General features: G+C 59.3%; 18 protein-coding genes. 10 read left to right on the forward strand and 8 right to left on the reverse strand.

Features of this window, described 5'->3' with window-relative positions; genetic code table 11:
• Positions 1-15: 15 nt before the first annotated feature.
• The 3 genes from EV561_RS27200 to EV561_RS27210 all read right to left on the reverse strand — a co-directional run bounded on the left by EV561_RS27200 (position 16) and on the right by EV561_RS27210 (position 2,222).
• Positions 16-792: an SDR family oxidoreductase gene (locus EV561_RS27200; protein WP_132526386.1), complete on the reverse strand. Its 777-nt coding sequence runs from the start codon at positions 790-792 to the stop codon at positions 16-18.
• A gap of 69 nt (positions 793-861) precedes the next feature.
• Entirely contained in the window at positions 862-1,518 is a 657-nt protein-coding gene (locus tag EV561_RS27205; protein ID WP_132526388.1) for a nucleotidyltransferase family protein, read from the reverse strand.
• Positions 1,515-2,222: an XdhC family protein gene (locus EV561_RS27210; protein WP_132526390.1), complete on the reverse strand. Its 708-nt coding sequence runs from the start codon at positions 2,220-2,222 to the stop codon at positions 1,515-1,517. Before EV561_RS27210 ends, EV561_RS27205 begins: the two co-directional genes overlap by 4 nt.
• A 362-nt stretch (positions 2,223-2,584) precedes the next feature.
• On the opposite strand from EV561_RS27210, the gene EV561_RS27215 reads away from it, so the two are divergent.
• The gene (locus tag EV561_RS27215; protein ID WP_132526392.1) at positions 2,585-3,616 is read left to right on the forward strand and encodes a GH25 family lysozyme; all 1,032 of its coding nucleotides are present in this window, start codon (positions 2,585-2,587) and stop codon (positions 3,614-3,616) included.
• 20 nt (positions 3,617-3,636) lie between these two features.
• On the opposite strand, the gene EV561_RS27220 is transcribed toward EV561_RS27215, so the two are convergent.
• A complete protein-coding gene (locus EV561_RS27220; RefSeq protein ID WP_132526394.1) occupies positions 3,637-4,560 on the reverse strand; it encodes an SMP-30/gluconolactonase/LRE family protein in 924 nt (307 codons plus the stop codon).
• A gap of 375 nt (positions 4,561-4,935) precedes the next feature.
• The gene (locus EV561_RS27225; protein WP_132526396.1) at positions 4,936-5,499 is read right to left on the reverse strand and encodes a sugar O-acetyltransferase; all 564 of its coding nucleotides are present in this window, start codon (positions 5,497-5,499) and stop codon (positions 4,936-4,938) included.
• Between the two features lie 230 nt (positions 5,500-5,729).
• Between EV561_RS27225 and EV561_RS27230 the strand changes: the two genes are divergently transcribed.
• The gene (locus tag EV561_RS27230; protein WP_245512967.1) at positions 5,730-6,089 is read left to right on the forward strand and encodes a hypothetical protein; all 360 of its coding nucleotides are present in this window, start codon (positions 5,730-5,732) and stop codon (positions 6,087-6,089) included.
• Positions 6,090-6,395: 306 nt separating this feature from the next.
• Entirely contained in the window at positions 6,396-6,767 is a 372-nt protein-coding gene (gene copC / locus EV561_RS27235; protein ID WP_132526400.1) for a copper homeostasis periplasmic binding protein CopC, read from the forward strand.
• A gap of 73 nt (positions 6,768-6,840) precedes the next feature.
• Here copC and rhaI read toward each other — a convergent pair whose 3' ends face one another.
• Together rhaI and EV561_RS27245 are read right to left on the reverse strand one after the other, a co-directional pair.
• Complete coding sequence (rhaI, locus tag EV561_RS27240; RefSeq protein WP_132526402.1) at positions 6,841-8,133, reverse strand: L-rhamnose catabolism isomerase; 1,293 nt, start codon at positions 8,131-8,133, stop codon at positions 6,841-6,843.
• Between the two features lie 112 nt (positions 8,134-8,245).
• A complete protein-coding gene (locus tag EV561_RS27245; protein WP_132526404.1) occupies positions 8,246-10,342 on the reverse strand; it encodes a bifunctional rhamnulose-1-phosphate aldolase/short-chain dehydrogenase in 2,097 nt (698 codons plus the stop codon).
• 199 nt (positions 10,343-10,541) lie between these two features.
• On the opposite strand from EV561_RS27245, the gene EV561_RS27250 reads away from it, so the two are divergent.
• From EV561_RS27250 to EV561_RS27280, 7 genes are all read left to right on the forward strand, one after another.
• Positions 10,542-11,354: a DeoR/GlpR family DNA-binding transcription regulator gene (locus tag EV561_RS27250; RefSeq protein WP_132526406.1), complete on the forward strand. Its 813-nt coding sequence runs from the start codon at positions 10,542-10,544 to the stop codon at positions 11,352-11,354.
• Positions 11,355-11,404: 50 nt separating this feature from the next.
• Complete coding sequence (gene rhaS, locus EV561_RS27255; protein WP_132526408.1) at positions 11,405-12,400, forward strand: rhamnose ABC transporter substrate-binding protein; 996 nt, start codon at positions 11,405-11,407, stop codon at positions 12,398-12,400.
• Between the two features lie 77 nt (positions 12,401-12,477).
• Positions 12,478-14,013, forward strand: coding sequence for a sugar ABC transporter ATP-binding protein (locus EV561_RS27260; RefSeq protein ID WP_132526410.1), 1,536 nt, complete (start codon positions 12,478-12,480; stop codon positions 14,011-14,013).
• Positions 14,014-14,022: 9 nt separating this feature from the next.
• Complete coding sequence (locus tag EV561_RS27265; protein WP_132526412.1) at positions 14,023-15,027, forward strand: ABC transporter permease; 1,005 nt, start codon at positions 14,023-14,025, stop codon at positions 15,025-15,027.
• Positions 15,024-16,034 carry an ABC transporter permease gene (locus EV561_RS27270; RefSeq protein WP_132526414.1) on the forward strand — a complete coding sequence of 337 codons (1,011 nt, stop codon included), beginning with the start codon at positions 15,024-15,026 and terminating at the stop codon, positions 16,032-16,034. Before EV561_RS27265 ends, EV561_RS27270 begins: the two co-directional genes overlap by 4 nt.
• Complete coding sequence (rhaM, locus tag EV561_RS27275; RefSeq protein WP_132526416.1) at positions 16,031-16,357, forward strand: L-rhamnose mutarotase; 327 nt, start codon at positions 16,031-16,033, stop codon at positions 16,355-16,357. The genes EV561_RS27270 and rhaM overlap by 4 nt, the downstream gene beginning before the upstream one ends.
• A complete protein-coding gene (locus EV561_RS27280; RefSeq protein ID WP_132526418.1) occupies positions 16,354-17,760 on the forward strand; it encodes an FGGY-family carbohydrate kinase in 1,407 nt (468 codons plus the stop codon). Before rhaM ends, EV561_RS27280 begins: the two co-directional genes overlap by 4 nt.
• Positions 17,761-17,804: 44 nt before the next feature.
• On the opposite strand, the gene EV561_RS27285 is transcribed toward EV561_RS27280, so the two are convergent.
• Positions 17,805-18,212: a carboxymuconolactone decarboxylase family protein gene (locus EV561_RS27285; protein WP_132526420.1), complete on the reverse strand. Its 408-nt coding sequence runs from the start codon at positions 18,210-18,212 to the stop codon at positions 17,805-17,807.
• Positions 18,213-18,439: the final 227 nt, after the last annotated feature.

Genomic DNA, 18,439 nt, shown 5'->3' on the forward strand with positions numbered 1-18,439 from the left:
GGAAGGTCGTCAGGATCAAACGACGATCGGGACCTGCGCTCCATCCATACTAACCACCACGCCGGTCACATAACTTGCCTTGGCCGAACTCAGGAACGTCACGACGTTGGCGATTTCTTCAGGCGTTGCCATCCGACCAAGCGGGATGCGACTGACCGCCCGTGAAAGCGCCTCCTCTTCCGTGGTCCCGGCAAGCTTTGCTTCAGCCCTTATACCCTCGGCCACCCTGTCGGTCTCGGTCGTGCCGGGGTTCAGCCCGATGATCCTGATGCCGCTATCGGCATAGGCATTGGCTAGGCCAACCGTCGCCAGCATGAGCGCGGCATTGGCAGCGCCGCCGGCAAGATGCGTCGGGGACGCGACCTTTCCGCCTGACCCGATAATATTCACGATCACGCCGTCGCGTCGGTCGGCCATTCGCTTCACCACCGGATCGATCACGTTGATATAGGAGAAGTACTTGGCATCCATCGCCGCCCGCCAGGCAGCTGGTGTCAGCTCCGCCGGCGGAGTACGTCGGGCAGCGCCGGCGCTATTGATCACGATGTCCAGGCTACCGATCTCCGCTTCGATCTTCTCAACGAGCGCACGGGCCTGCTCGTCCGATGTCAGATCGGCAGCAAAGCCGATTGCGCCGGGAATTTGTTGCAGAGCAGTATCGATATTTGCTTGCGAGCGCGATGAGATAACGATGCGTGCGCCCTCAGACGCGAGAGAGCGGGCGCAGGCAAGTCCGATACCCTTTGAACCACCTGTGACGAGGGCGATCTTGCCGTTCAAATCCAATTGCATCGCATTTCCTTTCCCATCTTCAGCCAGATCGCATGTCGCGCTGGCCATGCATCGCTTCCAAGCTCGTGATCAGGCTTTCAGAACGCCACCAGCAGCAACGACCGCCTCTGGCGTATCGACATCGAGGTGGGCTGCCTCGCCTATATCGACATCGATAATCGGGATTCCCGAGCCCTCTATGATATGCCGCGCGCCGACATCCCCTCTAAGCCGCATAACCTCGCCGTAAACCGCGCGGGGCAGAATGACCGGATTGCCGCGCTTACCCCGCGAGACGGCACGGACAATTGCATTGCCGCCCGCACCGCGGAACGCAGCCAACAGCAACCGTAAATCCTCCGTCGTAATGCCGGGCATATCGGCCAGCATGACGAGGATTCCGTCCGCCTGACGGGCCTCGACACATGAAAAACCTGCAATCAGTGAACTCGCCATGCCCGAGGCGAAATCGGCGTTATGAGCAAAAACAGCCCTCAGTCCGGAAAGAGCCCCGACGATCTCGTCTGCCCTATAGCCCGTCACCGCGATCACAGAATCTGCTCCGCTCCCGACCGCAGCCTCTGCGGAACGCCGGACGAGAGGCACGCCATCGAACTCCGCAAGCAGCTTGTGCGGTCCGCCCTCACCCATACGGCTCGCCCTTCCCGCAGCAAGCAGCACGACGGCCACAGATATCGGCGGCTTGCCGACCTCATCGCTTGATTGCGGAACACCAGAGGCCATCATGGCTCGCTCCTGCCCGGCAAGATGTGCTCTCGTGTGCGCAGCGACTGGATGATCTCGGCAAGGATTGCGACCGCAATCTCTGCCGGATTTGCCGCCTTGATCGCCAATCCTATGGGAGCACGGATTCTTGCCAGTTCGAGGTCATCGAGCCCCGCTTTCTTCAGACGTTCGAGACGAGCAGCATGGGTCTTGCGGCTACCAAGCGCTCCGACGTAGAAGCAGCCGGCCCGCAATGCCTGGCCGATCGGGTAGTCATCTATCTTCGGATCATGCGTAACAGCAACGAGCGCCGTGTACCGGTCGAGCGGTTGATCGCTGAGAACGTCAACCGGCCAATCCGCAACGAGATCGACGCCGGCGAAGCGCTCCGGTGTGGCAAAAGCGGTGCGTGGATCGATGATACGAATATCGAATCCGGCAAGCGCCGACATATTCGCCAGCACCTGGCTGATATGTACCGCTCCGATGACCACAATTCGGACGGGAGGCAGATAGGCGTTCACGAAAAACGATCGACTGTCGGCCTCCACCACGCCCGATTTTCCGGATCGAAATCTGTCGGCGACGGCCTCGCCGAGACTACCATCCACCAACTCGCCTTCCAGGAGGAGATCGCTCTTTCCACTCGCAAGGTCAGTCACCTGTACCACGGCTTTGCGAGCGCGCCTCGCACTGTTCAGCGCCATCAAGTCTGAAGCATTCATCAGCCGAGCCTTTCAGGGTATGTTTGTCGCGGCATGACACCGAGCTTGCAGGAGGGAAATTGATCCCGACAGGCAGGACCAAGCGAAGCGCGATTGGCTTGAAATATCATAGTTATCGGAACCGGCTGGTTCGGCAAGCGCAAGCGTGCATAAGCCTCATCAATTTGCGTTGAGGATGAACGGGCTGACGCTTTCCGAAGATCGACAGTGTCCATTATCCATTTTTTGGCCCCAACGCCGCGTCCACTGCATCGTAAAGATTGGATTCAGCCTTTTTTGGTAATTCTCCGTTAGCGTTTGCTCTCTGTGTTTTTCCGCGGCAGGGATTCGTCCGTCGGCCGTTGTTTTGCGTACGGGTTTTCATGCGTCCAATCATCTTGCCGGCAATGCTCCTTGTGTCCCTGGTCATGGCAGGATGCACCGCCAAATCAGGCCCGGAAGTCGCCGTGAGCGAGCAGCCGTCACCGGAAACGACCGGCTCCGTCCGCCTCCCGGTGCCGGTGCCTACGGTCGACGTCGGCAAGGGAGCCTCCACTGTGGCACGGCCGCCCAAAGAGTTGGCCTGGACAGGGCCAGCTCCGGAAGCGCAGCCATTCCCTGACGCCATTGAGACACCTGGCTTACCCGTTCCGTCGGAGAGGCCGGTCGCACTGATCATGCAGACCAGTCCCGCCATCGAGGCACCGCCAGGAATCCGAGCGCGGATTTACAGCCGCCAGTTCCGAGACGCCAAACCGATCAACTTCGGTTCCTACTCGCCAAAGAAGCTTGCCGTTCACGGCGTCGACGTTTCGCGCTGGCAGGGCGATATCGACTGGGCAAAGCTACAAAGCCAGGGCGCGAATTTCGTCTATATCAAGGCCACCGATGGCGGCGATCATCTCGACCCGATGTTCAAGGAAAATTGGCGAAAGGCCAAGGAGGCCGGCCTGAAGCGTGGCGCCTATCATTTCTTCTACTGGTGCCGAACGGCCGGCGAACAGGCCGACTGGTTCATCCGCAACGTGCCGAAGGAGGCGGGTGCCCTTCCTCCTGTCATCGACGTTGAATGGAACAGCGAGTCGAGTTGCAGCCAGCGCATCTCGCGTGCGCGAGTCCTGGAAAAGATGCAGGTCTTCCTGGACAAGCTGGAGAAGCATTACGGCCAACGACCCATTGTCTACACGGCCCCGGACTTCTATCGCGACAACCTGCGTGGCGAACTGCTCAACTATCCCTTCTGGCTCCGCTCGGTCGCCGCCCATCCGTCCAAGGTCTATCCGGGACGAAAGTGGCTGTTCTGGCAGTATTCCGGCTCCGGTGTTTCGCACGGCGTGGATGGCCATATCGACCTCAATGTCTTCAATGGCAGCCCGGGCGACTGGCACAACTGGGTGGCGTCACGCGCGAATTGAGGCGTTTCGCGCGCTTAACCTCAAACGGTCGGCGGCACGAAGCCGGCAGGACCTGTACTGACATAGATGGCGTAAAGCGAGGTTGTTGCGGTGATGAAGAGCCGGTTTCGCCTTGGGCCACCGAAGCAGACGTTCGAGACACCTTCGGGCGTCAGGATCCGCCCGATCAATGTGCCGTCCGGGGCATAGACACGCACGGAATCGCCGCTTGAGGTGAAGATGTTGCCGTACCGATCGACCCTGAAGCCATCGAACAGGCCGACATCGCAGATGGCGAAATTCCGCCCTTCGCCAAGGCTGGATCCATTTCCAGACACCGGGTAGGCGCGCATGGCGGCCGGATGACCCGGCACATGCGTCGCGCCGGTGTCGGAGACATAAAGGATGCTTTCATCGGGAGAGAATGCCAGGCCATTCGGCTTGACCAGATCGGTCGCCACGATGGACAGCGATCCGTCGGCAGGATCGAGCCTGTAGACATTCGAAGCGCCGATTTCCGAGCTGGCGGCAAATCCTTCGTAATCGCTGTCTATCCCGTAGGTCGGATCGGAAAACCAGATCGAGCCGTCGGACTTGACCACTACATCGTTCGGAGAATTCAGGCGCTTGCCCTCGAAGCGGTCAGCCAGTGTTTTCCACTGCCCATCGTGCTCCAGTCGGCTCACTCGGCGGTTGCCATGTTCGCAAGCGATGATGCGGCCTTCGGCATCGATTGTGTGGCCGTTGTGATGACCGCAGGGGCTTTCGAAGACGCCCGCCGACCCGGTCACTTCGTCATAGCGCAGAATGCGATTGTTCGGAATGTCGGACCATATGACGTGGCGGGCAGAGGGAACATAGACCGGGCCTTCGGTCCAGCGTCCGCCGGTCCACAATTGCTCCAGCCTGGCGGATCCGTGAATCAGCGCCGAAAAGCGTTGGTCGAGACTGTCGTAAAGGCTCATCTTGCTCCTCCCAGAGCGGCGCTTCCCACGCCAAATCGATAAGCGCAGCTAACGATCAACGCCGTCAGGAATCAAGATGAAAACAATGAGATATAGCGACACGCCACCCCGGCATCGACGGATAATCCCGCCAAACGCTTGCATGTCAGGAGAATCGGCCTATGTTTGAATCATCTGAAACGTAACGAAAGGAAGGTGATCCAATGTCTAATGAGATTTCGGTGCTCGTGAAGGACATGGGAGTTAAGGTAATGATTGCGAGGCAGCCCTCGCTCTAAGCCAACCTTCCTACGGGTTGCTATGTGCAGTCCGGGTCTTTCACAAGACCAAAGCTCATGGAGGGCCGCCAGCAGCGGCCCTTTTTGCTGTCCGGAATTATGATTTGACGGATATCGGCCGCGCGGGATTGCCGATGACCGTAGCCCCTTTCGGCACATCCTTAGTGACAACCGCGCCTGCGCCTACGATTGCATCGTCCCCGATCGTCACACCGGGCAGGATAATTGCGCCGCCGCCAATCCAGACGTTTTCGCCGATCGTGACCGGCAGGCCGATCTCAAGCCCGTCTTTTCTGAGCGCCGGATCCTTGTGGTGCTGTGCGCAATAGATTTGCACGCCGGGCCCAAGCATCGTCGAAGCGCCGATCCGCACGGGCGCCGTATCGAGGATGGCGCAGCCGGCGTTGAGGTATACATTCTCCCCGAGGATGATGTTCATACCATAGGCGCAATGGAACGGCGCCTCGATAAAACTCCCCTCGGCGACTTCGGAAAAGAGTGCCTTCAGCGCCGGCGCCATGCTGCCGCGCTCTGCCGGCGGCATACTATTGTGCTGGTGCACCGCCTCACGGGCGCGACGCTGCAGCGGTCGAAGTTCAGGATCCTGGCAGGAATACCATTCTCCGGCTGCCATCTTCTCGCGTTCGGATTTGGGCGTCATGGGCTCGGCTCTAATCGGTGAAGGCTGTTCCCGCTTATGCAATGAGTCGGGCCGGCAGTCACGCTATAAGTGTTTTTTATCGGGACACACCTCGACTGACATGGCTTCATTGGATGTAAAGTCCGGCCATATTGCCGCATTGCGTGTTTGCGCTTCGACGATTACCAGAGCAGAACGATTTCGGGGGACAGAGCTGCTTGCATAGGCCGATCAAAACGGGACATTGGGTGGTGCGCATACTCTGCGCGCTCGCACTTCTGTTCGTCGGATTCGGCCATCAGCCAGCGGGGATGGCCGAGAACACCCCCTTCAACGTTGCGGCCTATGCCCTGCCCGATGGCACGCTCCCCGTTCTTTGCGTCAGCGAAAGTGATGACAGCCAAAAGGATAGCGGCAAGCACATTCACGCGCAGGGCTGCGAAGCCTGCCGCATCAGCGCCTCCGTGCTTCTGCCGTCACCGGTCGACAATCTCGGCGAGAGGATGCGACCGGCGGCCATTGCACCCATGCGACCCTTCATTCGGGTCGCGCAACGGCGGATCCTTTCTCCCAGCACGGCGCCCCGAGCGCCGCCATTTTACCTGAGCTAGTTCCGTAAGCCTCTTTGGAATTCCCTGGATGTCCAGGCGATGCTGTCGGCCCGCACGGTGCAGCGCATCGACCGCCTGAACACATCCGGCAAAGCTAAAGACGCGAGGAACGATCGGCTGTCCTCTCCGCAGGAAGGGCAAAGCCACATCTCTCCTAAACGACAGCACACAAGGCACTCGACCGTTGTTCGGTCCGATCGCCCTTGATCTCAGCCCATTTCGGCCGGCGGTGCCTGAATATTCATGAGCCGGCTGCCGACCGCCATACAAACGGACCTCCGTGTCCACGAACACAAGGGAATACCCATGTCGAAATTCATCCGTATATTCAGCGTCGCATCCGTCTTGAGCGTCGCCGCTGCCGGTCAGGCACTGGCGCATGCCCATCTTCAATCCGCGACGCCGGCAATGGACGGCACCGTAAAGGCATCGCCGGCTGAGCTGGATCTCAAATTCTCGGAAGGATTGAACATCAAATTCACCGGGATAGCCGTAACCGGCCCAGACGGGAAAGAAGTACAGACGGGTGACGCCAAGCTTAGCGCCGCTGACGATACAATGCTGGTCGTGCCTGTCTCGGGTACACTTCCCGCCGGCGTCTACACCGTCAAATGGCATGCGCTTTCGACTGATGGCCACAAGACCAATGGAAACTACAGCTTCACCGTGAAGCCCTAAGAATCCATCGGCCGCTGCGCCCTTTCCTGTTGATAGCGCGGGAGGCAGCGGCCGGTTCCATTGAACGTCTCTCTCAGACGATACCACCGCCACCAGCAGCGGATGCTGGACGCTCCGCAGCAACCTTCTTGCGATAGCCGCTGGCGCGATATGCTGCGATCGGATCGATCGCCCCGTTTGCACGGCGACGCGCTTCCGCAAGGATGGGCTCGACGTCGGTGCGGTAGGCACGCTTCAGCGTTTCCGACGCCATCATGGCGTCGTTCTCATCCTGATAGCCGGACAAGGCCTTGCGGTCGACGATCAGCGCCTGCGCATAGGCGCGGCGGATTTCGTTGGCGCTGTTGATCAGGCTTTCGATCGGATCGGTGACATTGTGCGACTGGTCGATCATGTGCGCCGGATTGAAGTCGTTGACGCCGCGCTGTTCGGCATCCAGCAGCTCGTTGAAGACGAGGAACAGGCGATAGGGCTCGATCACACCCGCATCGAGGTCATCATCGCCGTATTTGGAATCGTTGAAGTGGAAGCCGCCGAGTTTGCCGAACTGGATCAGGCGGGCGACGATCATCTCGATATTGGTGTTCGGCGCATGATGTCCTAGATCGACGAGGCAGAATGCCTTCGGGCCAAGCGTCTGGGCGATCAGATAGTTGGTGCCCCAATCCTGCACCACGGTCGAGTAGAAGGCCGGCTCGTACATCTTGTGTTCGGTGAAGATCTTCCAATCATCCGGCAGCGCCTCGTAAATATCGGCCATGGATGCGAGGTAACGCTCGAAAGCCTTTGTGAAATGGCTCTGGCCGGGGAAGTTCGAGCCGTCGCCAACCCAGACCGTCAGCGCCTTCGAGCCGATCGCCTTGCCAATCTCGATGCATTCGAGATTGTGCTCGACAGCTTGAGCGCGGGTGGCGGCATCCGTGTGGCTGAGCGAACCATACTTATAAGAGTGTGTCTGCCCCGGCGCATCCGAAAAAGTGTTCGAATTCATCGCGTCGAAGCCAAGGCCGAGCGCATTGCCCTTTGCCCTCAACTCCTTGGCATCCGCCTTGTCCCAGGGGATATGCAGAGAGACGTTCGGCGTCGCCCGTGTCAGCTGGTTGATGACGGCGCAGTCGTCAAGTTTATCAAAGATGCCGCGCGGCTCGCCCGTGCCGGGAAAACGGGCAAATCGCGTACCGCCCGTGCCGACGCCCCAGGAAGGCACCGCCACGAAGAAATCTTCGACTTTCCTGGTGACTGCCTCGATATCGATGCCGCGGCGCGCAAAATTGGCACCCAACGCTTCATAGTCTGATTTCAGCGCAGCGGCGCGCTTGTCATTTTCGGCTACGACAAGGTCGGCAGCAATTCGTAATTCGGCCATCGGTTTCCTCCCATTCTTTTCCTGCTGCGGCGATGCCCCTCATCCGCCTGCCGGCACCTTCTCCGCGCAAGCGGGGAGAGGGTTAGGGTGAGGGGCAACCCCTTGCGCGAAACTACCGCGTAAAGCTCTGCGCGTTGCCGGCGTCGACGTTGATGATATTGCCAGTCGACTTGGCCGACAGGTCCGAAGCCAGGAAGTAGATCGCTTCTGCAATATCCTCAGGGAAGACGTTGAGCTTCAGCATCGAACGCTTGCGGTAATGTTCTTCCAGCTCGTCCACCTCGATCTTGGATGAGGCGGCCCGTTGTTCTCGCCATTCGCCGTTCCAGATCTTCGAGCCGCGCAGAACGGCATCCGGATTGACGGTGTTGACGCGGATACCGGCATCAGCACCCTCGAGCGCGAGGCAGCGGGCGAGATGGATCTCAGCCGCCTTGGCCGTGCAATAGGCAGCCGCGTTCGGCGAGGAGGCAAGGCCGTTCTTGGAGGCGACGAAGACGACGTTGCCGCCGAGCGCCTGCCTGCGGAAGAGACGGAAAGCTTCGCGGGAGACGAGGAAATAGCCGGTCGCCAGAATGTCGATGTTGCGGTTCCACATCGACAGTTCGGTCGTTTCGATCGGTGCCGAGGATGCGATTCCTGCATTCGAGACCAGAATGTCGATGCCGCCGAATTCGACGCAGGACTCGGCGAAAGATGAGATGACCGCATCTTCCTTGGTCACATCGAGCTTGACGCTGCGCACTGCATCGGCGCCGTAGCTCTTGACGAAATCGGCGTGCGTGGTTTCCAGCGCTGCAGCGTCGATATCAGCAAGCACGACGCAAGCGCCCTCGCCAACCAGCCGGGCCGCAGTCGCGCGGCCAATGCCGCCGGCGCCGCCGGTGACGAAGGCAACCTTGCCCGCCATGCTCTTCGGCTTCGGCATGCGCTGCAGCTTGGCCTCTTCGAGCAGCCAGTATTCGATGTCGAAGGCTTCCTGCTCCGGCAGGCCCTGATATTCGGAGACGGTCGAAGCGCCGCGCATGACGTTGATGGCGTTGACGTAGAATTCGCTGGCGATACGAGCCGTTGCCTTGTCGCGTGCGAAGGAGAGCATGCCGACACCAGGAACGAGGAAGATGACGGGATTCGCGTCACGCATCGCCGGCGAATTGTCATGCTTGCAGTCGTTGTAATAGCGCGCGTAATCGGCACGATAGTCTTCAAGCGCCTTGTCGAGGCTTGCAACCACCGCATCGACATCCGGTTTGGCGGGATCGAAATCCACGATCAGCGGGCGGATCTTGGTGCGCAGGAAATGGTCGGGGCAGCTGGTGCCGAGCGCACCGAGCGGACGCAGGCTCTTCGAATTGACGAATTCGAGCACCGCGTCTTGATCATCGAAATGGCCAAGCTTGCGTTCCGCCTTGCCTATGCGGCCACGAACCTCGGGCATCAGGCGGGCGGCAATCGCGCGCCGCTCGGCCAGCGGAAGGCTTTCGGTCACGGCGCCACCGAAGATGGTCTTGCCCGAAGTTTGCTCGGCAAACCACTTGATCGCCTTGTTGATGATCTGAAGCGTCAGTTCGTAGCAGGCCTTCGCGTCGTTGGCCCAGGTGAACAGGCCGTGGCTTTCCAGCACGACGCCCTTTGCATCAGGATGATCCTTGACGAAAGCTTCGAGATCGAGGCCGAGCTGGAAGCCGGGGCGGCGCCAGGGCAGCCAGCCGATTTCATCGCCAAAAATCTGCTTCGTCAATTCCTTGGAATTCTTGGACGCCGCAATCGCGATGATCGCATCCGGATGCATGTGGTCGACATGTGTGAATGGTACGAAACCATGCAGCGGCGTGTCGATCGATGCGGCGCGGGCATTGAGGTTGAACGTGCAGTGCGGCAGGAAGCCGACCATGCGATCTTCATCCTCGACACCGCGATAGATGCTTTTGAGCGAATCGAGCTTGTCCTGATAAAGCGTCGCAAAGCCGTCGAGCTTGATCGTTCCGACGTCGCCGCCCGAGCCCTTCACCCAGAGTACCTTCACTTTGCCGCCGGTCAGCGGGTCGGTTTCCATTACCTTCGCAGAGGTGTTACCGCCGCCGTAGTTGGTGATGCGCTTGTCTGCGCCGAGCAGATTCGAGCGATAGAGCAGCTTGCCGGGCTCATCCAGGCCGGCCGCATGCTTATCATCCCAACGGTTTTCGAGAAGCCGAACCTCAGCCGCCATGTCATCCTCCCATAGCAAAATCTTTTGCAAACGCAGGCCTCGCCGCGTCTATTTCGTTGACGGTATCGCTCATGGAAAGCTGCGTTGTCAATCGAAAACGATCAAAATCGATAATTGTGCAGCGCAATATGAAAATTTATGATCGTTTTTGATTGACACTTTGTCATATATGAGAAATAAGCGACGCAGGGAGGAGCCGATGCACGAACGGGAACGCCATCGCATCATACTAAGCGCCGTACAGGAAAAGTCCGTGGTCACGATTCAGGATATATCCGAATTGACCGAGGCTTCCGAGGCGACGATCCGGCGCGATATTGCAGCTCTGCATGTGCAGGGAAAGATCAGGCGCGTTCGCGGCGGCGCGGAAGCCGTGCACCCTCCTCAGCTTGGAAATCTGGCAGCCCGACCCTTCAGAGTGTCGGAAGCAGTCAACATCGATAAAAAGCGCGCAATCGCGCGTCAGGCCGTCGATCTCTGCGAGCCCGGCGATGCCATCATCATCAACGGCGGCACGACGACGTTCCAGATGGTGCATTTCATGGCGGCCCACCGGCTGCAGGTCATGACCAACTCATTTGCGATTGCCGAACATCTGGTGAAGCATTCGAAGAATTCGGTAACGATCCCGGGTGGCGCGATCTATCGCGAGCAGAGCCTGATCCTGTCGCCGTTCGATAACGACACCATCCGCAATTTCTATGCGCGGCGGATGTTTATCGGCGCACAGGGCGTGGGCCCGCTCGGCATCATGGAATCGGACGCACTGGTCATCCAGAGCGAGCAAAAGCTCATGCACCAGGCGGACGAGCTGGTTGTCATGGTCGATTCCAGCAAGTTCCATCGCCGATCGAGCCTCATACTGTGTTCGCTCGATCGCGTTTCGACGATCATTACCGATGACGGAATTTCTCAAGAAGCCGTCAGAATGATCGAAGATGCAGGTGTCTCGCTCGTCGTTTCGAGCGTGACGCCGCAATCGGGGACGGAGGATTCCTCTTCGGTCGCCTGAATGGGGACGGAAGGGGTGGGAGCAGTCTTATCAACGTGGGAGGATGAATTATGAATATTGCAAAGAAACTCGCGATCGGCGTGGCGCTGGCCGCCATTATGGTCGCTGGCTCGGCAAGCGCCAAGGACATCAAGATCGGTCTGGTGGTGAAGTCCCTAGGCAACGGCTTCTTTGAAGCTGCCAATAAGGGCGCGCAGGAAGCCGCCAAGGAACTCGGCGGCGTAGAAGTAATCTACACCGGCCCGACGACGACCACGGCCGAAGGCCAGATCGAAGTCATCAATTCGCTGATCGCCCAGGGCGTCGACGCGATCGAGATTTCCGCCAACGATCCGGACGCCGTCATTCCGGCTCTGAAGAAGGCAAAGCAGCGCGGCATCAAGGTCATCTCCTTCGATTCCGGCGTCAACAAGGATGGCCGCATCCTTCAGCTCAACCCATCCTCTAACGAGTTGATTGGCAAGATGTGCCTGAAGCTGGCAGCCGACCATCTGGATGGCGGCAAGGGTGACTTCGCAATCCTTTCGGCAACCACCACCTCGACGAACCAGAACATCTGGATCGGCGAAATGAAGAAGCAGCTGAAGGATTTTCCGGGCCTCAACCTCGTCACGACGGTCTATGGCGACGACCTCTCGGACAAGAGCTATCGCGAAGCCCAGGGCCTCCTGACCTCGCACCCTGAAGTCAAGGTCATCGTCGCTCCGACCACCGTCGGCGTTCTCGCTGCATCGCAGGCCGTCAAGGACGCAGGCAAGATCGGCCAGGTCTACGTGACCGGTCTCGGCCTGCCGTCTGAAATGGCCGGTGCGATCAAGTCCGGCGCGACGAAGGAATTCGCCATCTGGAATCCGATCGATCTTGGCTATTCTGCAACGCAGATCGCCTATCGCCTCGTCAAGGGCGAGACCGACGGCAAGCCGGGCAGCGAAATCAATGCCGGCCGCATGGGCAAGATCAAGGTTGACGACAAGGGCGAAGCCGCCATGTCCGATCCCTTTGTCTACAATGCCTCGAACATCGACCAGTTCTCCAAGGTCTTCTGATCCTAGGAGCGTTTGAACGCACCACCCGGCGGTCTCCAAACCGCCGGGACTGGCAATCGATTTCCGGTAAAAGCTTCATGACCAGCGTCCTTCAACGTCCGATCGCGGATAAAGCATCAGCCGCACCGACAGCTATTCTGGAGATGCGCGGCATTTCGCAGATCTTTCCGGGCGTCAAGGCTCTGGATGGCGTCAGCATCAGCCTCTATCCGGGCAAGGTGACGGCACTGATCGGCGAAAACGGCGCCGGCAAATCCACGCTCGTCAAGATTCTGACGGGCATCTACCGCCCGAACGAGGGCGAGATTCTCGTCGATGGCAAACCGGTGCATTTTTCGAATGCCCAAGCCGCGATCGACGCCGGCGTAACTGCCATCCATCAGGAGACGGTGCTTTTTGACGAGTTGACGGTTGCCGAGAATATCTTCCTGGGCCACGCGCCGCGCACGCGCTTCCGCACGATCGACTGGAAGCTGATGAACAATCGTTCGAAAGAGCTGCTGCATTCGCTGGAAAGCAACATTGACCCGACGATCCGCCTGAAGGATCTTTCTATCGCGCAGCGACATCTTGTGGCCATTGCCCGCGCCCTGTCGATCGAAGCCCGCATCGTCATCATGGATGAGCCGACGGCCGCTCTCTCACGCAAGGAGATCGACGATCTCTTTCGCATCGTCGAAGGCCTGAAGGCGCGCGGAAAAGCCATCCTTTTCATCAGTCACAAGTTCGACGAACTCTATGAGATCGCGGACAATTTCGTCGTCTTCCGTGATGGCCGCGCCGTCGGCAACGGGCGACTGAAAGAGACGCCACAGGACGAAATCGTCCGCATGATGGTCGGGCGTGACGTTAAGGATGCCTTCCCGAAGATTGCCGTCCAGATCGGCGATACCGTTCTCAATGTCCAGAATTACTGCCACCGTACCGAATTTCGCGACATTTCCTTCGGGCTTCGCCGCGGCGAAATTCTCGGCGTCTATGGCTTGATCGGCGCCGGCCGTTCCGAGCTCTGCCAATCGCTCTTCGGCGTCACCAAGCCGCTTTCCGGACGTCTCGCGTTGAATGGCGAGGAGATCACCATTCACTCGCCGCTCGACGCGATCCGCGCCGGCATCGTCTACGTACCGGAGGAACGCCAGCGGCACGGGCTGGCGCTGCCGATGCCCATCTATCAAAACATGTCTCTGCCATCGCTTGGCCGCACATCTCGCAAGGGTTTCCTGAAAGCCGCAGAGGAATTCGCGCTCGCTCGGAAATATGCCGAGCGGCTGGATCTGCGCGCGGCGGCACTGTCCGTTCCTGTCGGGACGCTCTCAGGCGGCAACCAGCAGAAGGTCGTGATCGGCAAATGGCTGGCGACCCAGCCAAAGGTCATCATTCTCGACGAGCCGACGAAGGGCATCGACATCGGCTCGAAGGCTGCTGTCCACGCCTTCATCAGCGAGCTGGCGGCAGACGGGCTCTCCATTATCATGGTCTCGTCGGAACTGCCGGAAATCCTGGGCATGTCGGACCGTGTGCTTGTCATGAAGGAAGGCCTTTCTGCCGGCATCTTCGAGCGCGCTGGGCTGACGCCGGAAACGCTGGTGCGCGCTGCAACGGGCAACGCATAGGAGCTGCCGATGCCAAAAATACTGAAAAAACGCGAAACGCTGCTCTTTTCCATCATCGTCGTTCTGATCGCCGGCTTTTCGACCCGCGCAACCGGCTTCGCGACGCCTGAAAACCTCAGCAACATCTTCAACGATACCGCGATCCTGATCATTCTGGCGCTCGCGCAGATGACGGTCATCCTCACCAAGTCGATCGATCTTTCGGTTGCCGCCAATCTTGCCTTCACCGGCATGGCGGTCGCCATGCTGAATGCCGCCTATCCCGGCATCCCTCTTGTCGCATTGATCCTGGCTGCTATCGCGATCGGCGCACTTCTCGGAGTGATCAACGGCTACCTCGTCTGGGCGCTGGAAATTCCTCCGATCGTCGTGACGCTGGGAACGCTCACCATCTATCGCGGCATGGCCTTCGTGCTTTCGGGCGGCGCCTGGGTGAATGCGCACCAGATGACCCCCATCTTCCTCAATGCGACCCGCCAGCCGATCCTCGGCCTTCCAGTTCTCGGCTGGATCGCCATTGTCATCGTGTTGCTGGTCTATGTCGTGCTGAAGTACACATCCTTCGGGCGTGCGACCTATGCGGCTGGCGGCAATCCGGTTGCCGCCGTCTATGCCGGCATCGATGTCGGCTGGACGCGCTTCCTCGCTTTCGTCCTCTCGGGCGCGCTGGCAGGGCTCAGCGGCTATCTCTGGGTTGCCCGCTATGCGGTGGCCTATGTCGACATCGCCAACGGATTTGAACTCGACAGCGTTGCAGCCTGCGTCATCGGCGGCATCTCGATTGCCGGCGGCGTCGGCTCGGTCGCTGGCACCGTTCTCGGCGCGCTGTTTCTCGGCGTCATCAAAAATGCATTACCGGTCATCGGCATCTCACCTTTCACCCAGATGGCGATATCAGGGACGGTGATTATCCTTGCGGTCGTCTTCAATGCAAGGCGCGAACGCAACCGCGGTCGCATCATCCTGCGTGACCAGGCCGCCAAGGAAATCGACGAAAGGAAGGTGGCAGCATGAGCACCGTTTCGCAAGCCACGGAAAAACGCACAATCCCCGACCGCCTCGGAACACCGCTGAAGCGGATCATGTCGAGCTGGGAGATCCTGCTGCTCGGCGTCGCCATCCTGATCTTCATCTTCAATTCAATCGCGTCGCCCTATTTCCTCGACGCCTACAATCTCTCGGACGCGACCTTCAATTTCACCGAAAAGGCAATGATTGCCTTTGCAATGACGCTGCTGATCATCGCAGGCGAGATCGACCTCTCCGTGGCCGCGATTATTGCACTCGCGTCGACTGCGATGGGTGCTGCGGCACAATATGGCGTCGACACGGCCGGCCTGGTCGCGATCGGTATTTTTGTCGGCCTGCTCTGCGGTCTCTTCAACGGCTTTCTCGTCTCGGCGCTGAAACTGCCCTCCATCGTCGTCACCATCGGCACTATGAGCCTGTTCCGCGGCATCTCCTATATCGTCCTCGGCGATCAGGCCTATGGTGGCTATCCCGATGATTTTGCCTATTTCGGCCAGGGCTATGTCGTTTGGGTGTTCTCCTTCGAGTTCGTGCTATTCATCGTGCTGGCGATCCTCTTTGCCATCCTGCTGCACGCGACAAATTTCGGCCGGCAGGTCTATACGATCGGCAACAACGAGTTTGCCGCGCGCTTCTCCGGCATCCCGGTCGAGCGGGTGAAGTTCATCCTCTTCCTTCTGACGGGCGTCATGAGCGGCGTTGCTGCTGTCTGCCTTACCTCGCGCCTCGGCTCGACCCGCCCCTCGATCGCGCAGGGCTGGGAGCTTGAGGTCGTGACCATGGTCGTTCTTGGCGGCGTCTCGATCCTCGGCGGTTCGGGTACGATCGGCGGTGTCGTCATTGCCGCCTTCGTCATGGGCCTCGTCACCTTCGGGCTCGGCCTGCTGAACGTGCCAGGGATCGTCATGTCGATCTTCATCGGCCTGCTGCTGATCATCACCATCGCCATCCCGATCATCGCGCGCCGCATCAAACTTATGAGTTCGAAATGACTGCGCAAATGGAACGGCACGCTTTCAAGATGCGGCTCAATCCGGGCATGGAAGCCGAGTACCGCAAGCGCCATGACGAGATCTGGCCCGAGCTGGTTGCACTACTGCATGATGCAGGCGTCCGCGACTATTCGATCCATCTCGACCGCGAGACGAACACGCTTTTCGGCGTGTTGACCCGACCCGTCGATCACACGATGGCAAGCCTGCCCGATCATCCGGTCATGAAACGGTGGTGGGCACATATGGCGGACATCATGGCGACCAATCCAGACAACTCGCCCGTCCAAAGCGATCTCGTTTCCGTCTTTCATATGCCATGACCGACGCAGCCTCCTTTCGCCGCATCGCCGTTCTCGATATCGGCAAGACCAACGCCAAGGTCGTCATCCTGGATGCGGAAACCGGCGCCGAGATTGCCGCACGACGCACGACGAACACCGTTTTGAAGAGCGGCCTTTATCCCCACTACGATATCGATGCGCTGTGGGCCTTCATGATCGAATCCCTGAAGTCATTCTCCACGACGCCGGGCTTTGACGCGATCTCGATCACCACGCACGGCGCTTCGGCAGTGTTGCTCGATGAGGCGGGGGAGCTCGCCCTGCCGGTTCTCGACTATGAGCATGCCTACCCGGCCGAAATATCCGCGGCCTATGATCGGCTGCGCGCGCCCTTCTCGGAGACTTTCTCACCCCGGCTGTCTGGTGGACTCAACGTCGGGGCGCAGATCCACTATCAGAAGACCGCCTTTCCGGAGCAGTTCGCCAATGTGCGAACAATCCTGACCTATCCGCAATACTGGGCATACCGGCTAACGGGCGTTGCCGCCAACGAATTGACGTCGCTCGGTTGCCACACGGATCTTTGGAACCCCGGAGCCGGCAACTATTCTTCCCTCCTCGACAGGCTCGCGATACGCGATCTGATGGCGCCGGTACGCTCTGCCTTCGATGCACTCGGGCCGGTTCTTCCCGAAACCGCCGACCGGATCGGCTTGAAGCAACCCGTTCCGGTCTATTGCGGCATTCACGATTCCAACGCTTCGCTTCTGCCGCACCTGATCGACAACGAGGCGCCATTTGCCGTCGTTTCGACCGGCACATGGGTCATCTGCTTTGCCGTTGGCGGCGATCTCGCCCATCTCGACCCGACACGCGACGCGCTCGCCAATGTCGACGCCTATGGCCGCGCCGTTCCCTCCTCTCGCTTCATGGGCGGCCGGGAATTCGAGATGTTGTCGGCAGAAATCGGCAGTGTCGACGATCAGGCATCAATCGGCGAAGCGCTTGATAGGGTCATTCGAAAAGGCATGATGCTTCTGCCGAACGTCGCTGACGGGTCTGGCCCCTTCCCCGGCAAGCACATGCGCTGGCTCAGTGACGCGGAGGCGACGCCGGCAGAGCGCCAGGCTGCGGTCAGCCTATATCTTGCGCTGATGACGCAGGCCTGCCTCGCCTTGATCGGCGCTAGAGGCCCGATCTTCATCGAGGGTCCTTTCGCGCTCAACAGCGCCTATCAGGCAGCGCTTTCATCCCTGACGTCAGCAGACGTGATTGCGCTCCCCGGCTCTACCGGCACAAGCCAGGGGGCAGCGCTGTTAACCGGCGTCCGGCCAAGCCACAATACCGCCATCGGCCCAGCGGCCGGGATCGACCTTCCCAGCTTGGCCGACTATCGGCGATCTTGGTATCAGGCCATGGACGAGGATTCGACAGCCACTTGAATTGCTGGTCCCGCGGCGACCTATCTCCCCCGGCGTGTCGGATATCAGCGGATATCGAATTCGGCATCGACCGGTATCTGCATGGCAGTCGCCAGATGATTCGTTTGGCCGGCCAGCCCTATGACGGCAAGCAATTCTGCATGTTGCGCCTCAGTCATACCCCTCGCCTTGGCAGCTGCCGTATGGGAGTGAACGCAGTAGGCGCAACCGTTGGCAGAGGAGACCGCAATATAGATCATCTCGCGCACTAACGGATCGAGCGTACCTTCAACCGCCATGACAGCCTTGAGCCCGTCCCAACTCCGCCTCAGAAGAGCCGGATCGTTGGCAAGTCCGCGCCAGAAATTATTGATGAAATCCGACTTACGCGTCGCCCGGATGTCGTCGAACACGTCCTTCACCGCTGGAACGGCATTCGCCTCTGCATCGGTCAGCAATTTTACAGTTGCCATGGGTGTCTCCTTCGTTGTGAAAAGCCGGCTATGAGGCAAATCCAGATCTGGGCGAGAATGGAAACGAACAGTCCGACTCGACTGTTTGTTTCAAGGTATCCGAATGCCGTCAAAGTCGAGTTCGTTGTCATACAAATCGAGCGGCCGCTCCGTATCCCTGAACAATCTCCTCCGAAAATTTCACCTCAAACACGAAATTGTTTGTTTCATTGTCGCTCGCGTTGCTC

It is taken from the genome of Rhizobium sp. BK376, from assembly GCF_004341625.1.
Classification (GTDB): domain Bacteria; phylum Pseudomonadota; class Alphaproteobacteria; order Rhizobiales; family Rhizobiaceae; genus Rhizobium.

Excerpts from the sequence above, each read along its gene's own strand:
- EV561_RS27200 (WP_132526386.1), bottom strand. The coding sequence starts at position 792 with ATGCAATTGGATTTGAACGGCAAGATCGCCCTCGTCACAGGTGGTTCA.
- EV561_RS27205 (WP_132526388.1), bottom strand. The coding sequence starts at position 1,518 with ATGATGGCCTCTGGTGTTCCGCAATCAAGCGATGAGGTCGGCAAGCCG.
- EV561_RS27210 (WP_132526390.1), bottom strand. The coding sequence starts at position 2,222 with ATGAATGCTTCAGACTTGATGGCGCTGAACAGTGCGAGGCGCGCTCGC.
- EV561_RS27215 (WP_132526392.1), top strand. The coding sequence starts at position 2,585 with ATGCGTCCAATCATCTTGCCGGCAATGCTCCTTGTGTCCCTGGTCATG.
- EV561_RS27220 (WP_132526394.1), bottom strand. The coding sequence starts at position 4,560 with ATGAGCCTTTACGACAGTCTCGACCAACGCTTTTCGGCGCTGATTCAC.
- EV561_RS27225 (WP_132526396.1), bottom strand. The coding sequence starts at position 5,499 with ATGACGCCCAAATCCGAACGCGAGAAGATGGCAGCCGGAGAATGGTAT.
- copC (WP_132526400.1), top strand. The coding sequence starts at position 6,396 with ATGTCGAAATTCATCCGTATATTCAGCGTCGCATCCGTCTTGAGCGTC.
- rhaI (WP_132526402.1), bottom strand. The coding sequence starts at position 8,133 with ATGGCCGAATTACGAATTGCTGCCGACCTTGTCGTAGCCGAAAATGAC.
- EV561_RS27245 (WP_132526404.1), bottom strand. The coding sequence starts at position 10,342 with ATGGCGGCTGAGGTTCGGCTTCTCGAAAACCGTTGGGATGATAAGCAT.
- EV561_RS27250 (WP_132526406.1), top strand. The coding sequence starts at position 10,542 with ATGCACGAACGGGAACGCCATCGCATCATACTAAGCGCCGTACAGGAA.
- rhaS (WP_132526408.1), top strand. The coding sequence starts at position 11,405 with ATGAATATTGCAAAGAAACTCGCGATCGGCGTGGCGCTGGCCGCCATT.
- EV561_RS27260 (WP_132526410.1), top strand. The coding sequence starts at position 12,478 with ATGACCAGCGTCCTTCAACGTCCGATCGCGGATAAAGCATCAGCCGCA.
- EV561_RS27265 (WP_132526412.1), top strand. The coding sequence starts at position 14,023 with ATGCCAAAAATACTGAAAAAACGCGAAACGCTGCTCTTTTCCATCATC.
- EV561_RS27270 (WP_132526414.1), top strand. The coding sequence starts at position 15,024 with ATGAGCACCGTTTCGCAAGCCACGGAAAAACGCACAATCCCCGACCGC.
- rhaM (WP_132526416.1), top strand. The coding sequence starts at position 16,031 with ATGACTGCGCAAATGGAACGGCACGCTTTCAAGATGCGGCTCAATCCG.
- EV561_RS27280 (WP_132526418.1), top strand. The coding sequence starts at position 16,354 with ATGACCGACGCAGCCTCCTTTCGCCGCATCGCCGTTCTCGATATCGGC.
- EV561_RS27285 (WP_132526420.1), bottom strand. The coding sequence starts at position 18,212 with ATGGCAACTGTAAAATTGCTGACCGATGCAGAGGCGAATGCCGTTCCA.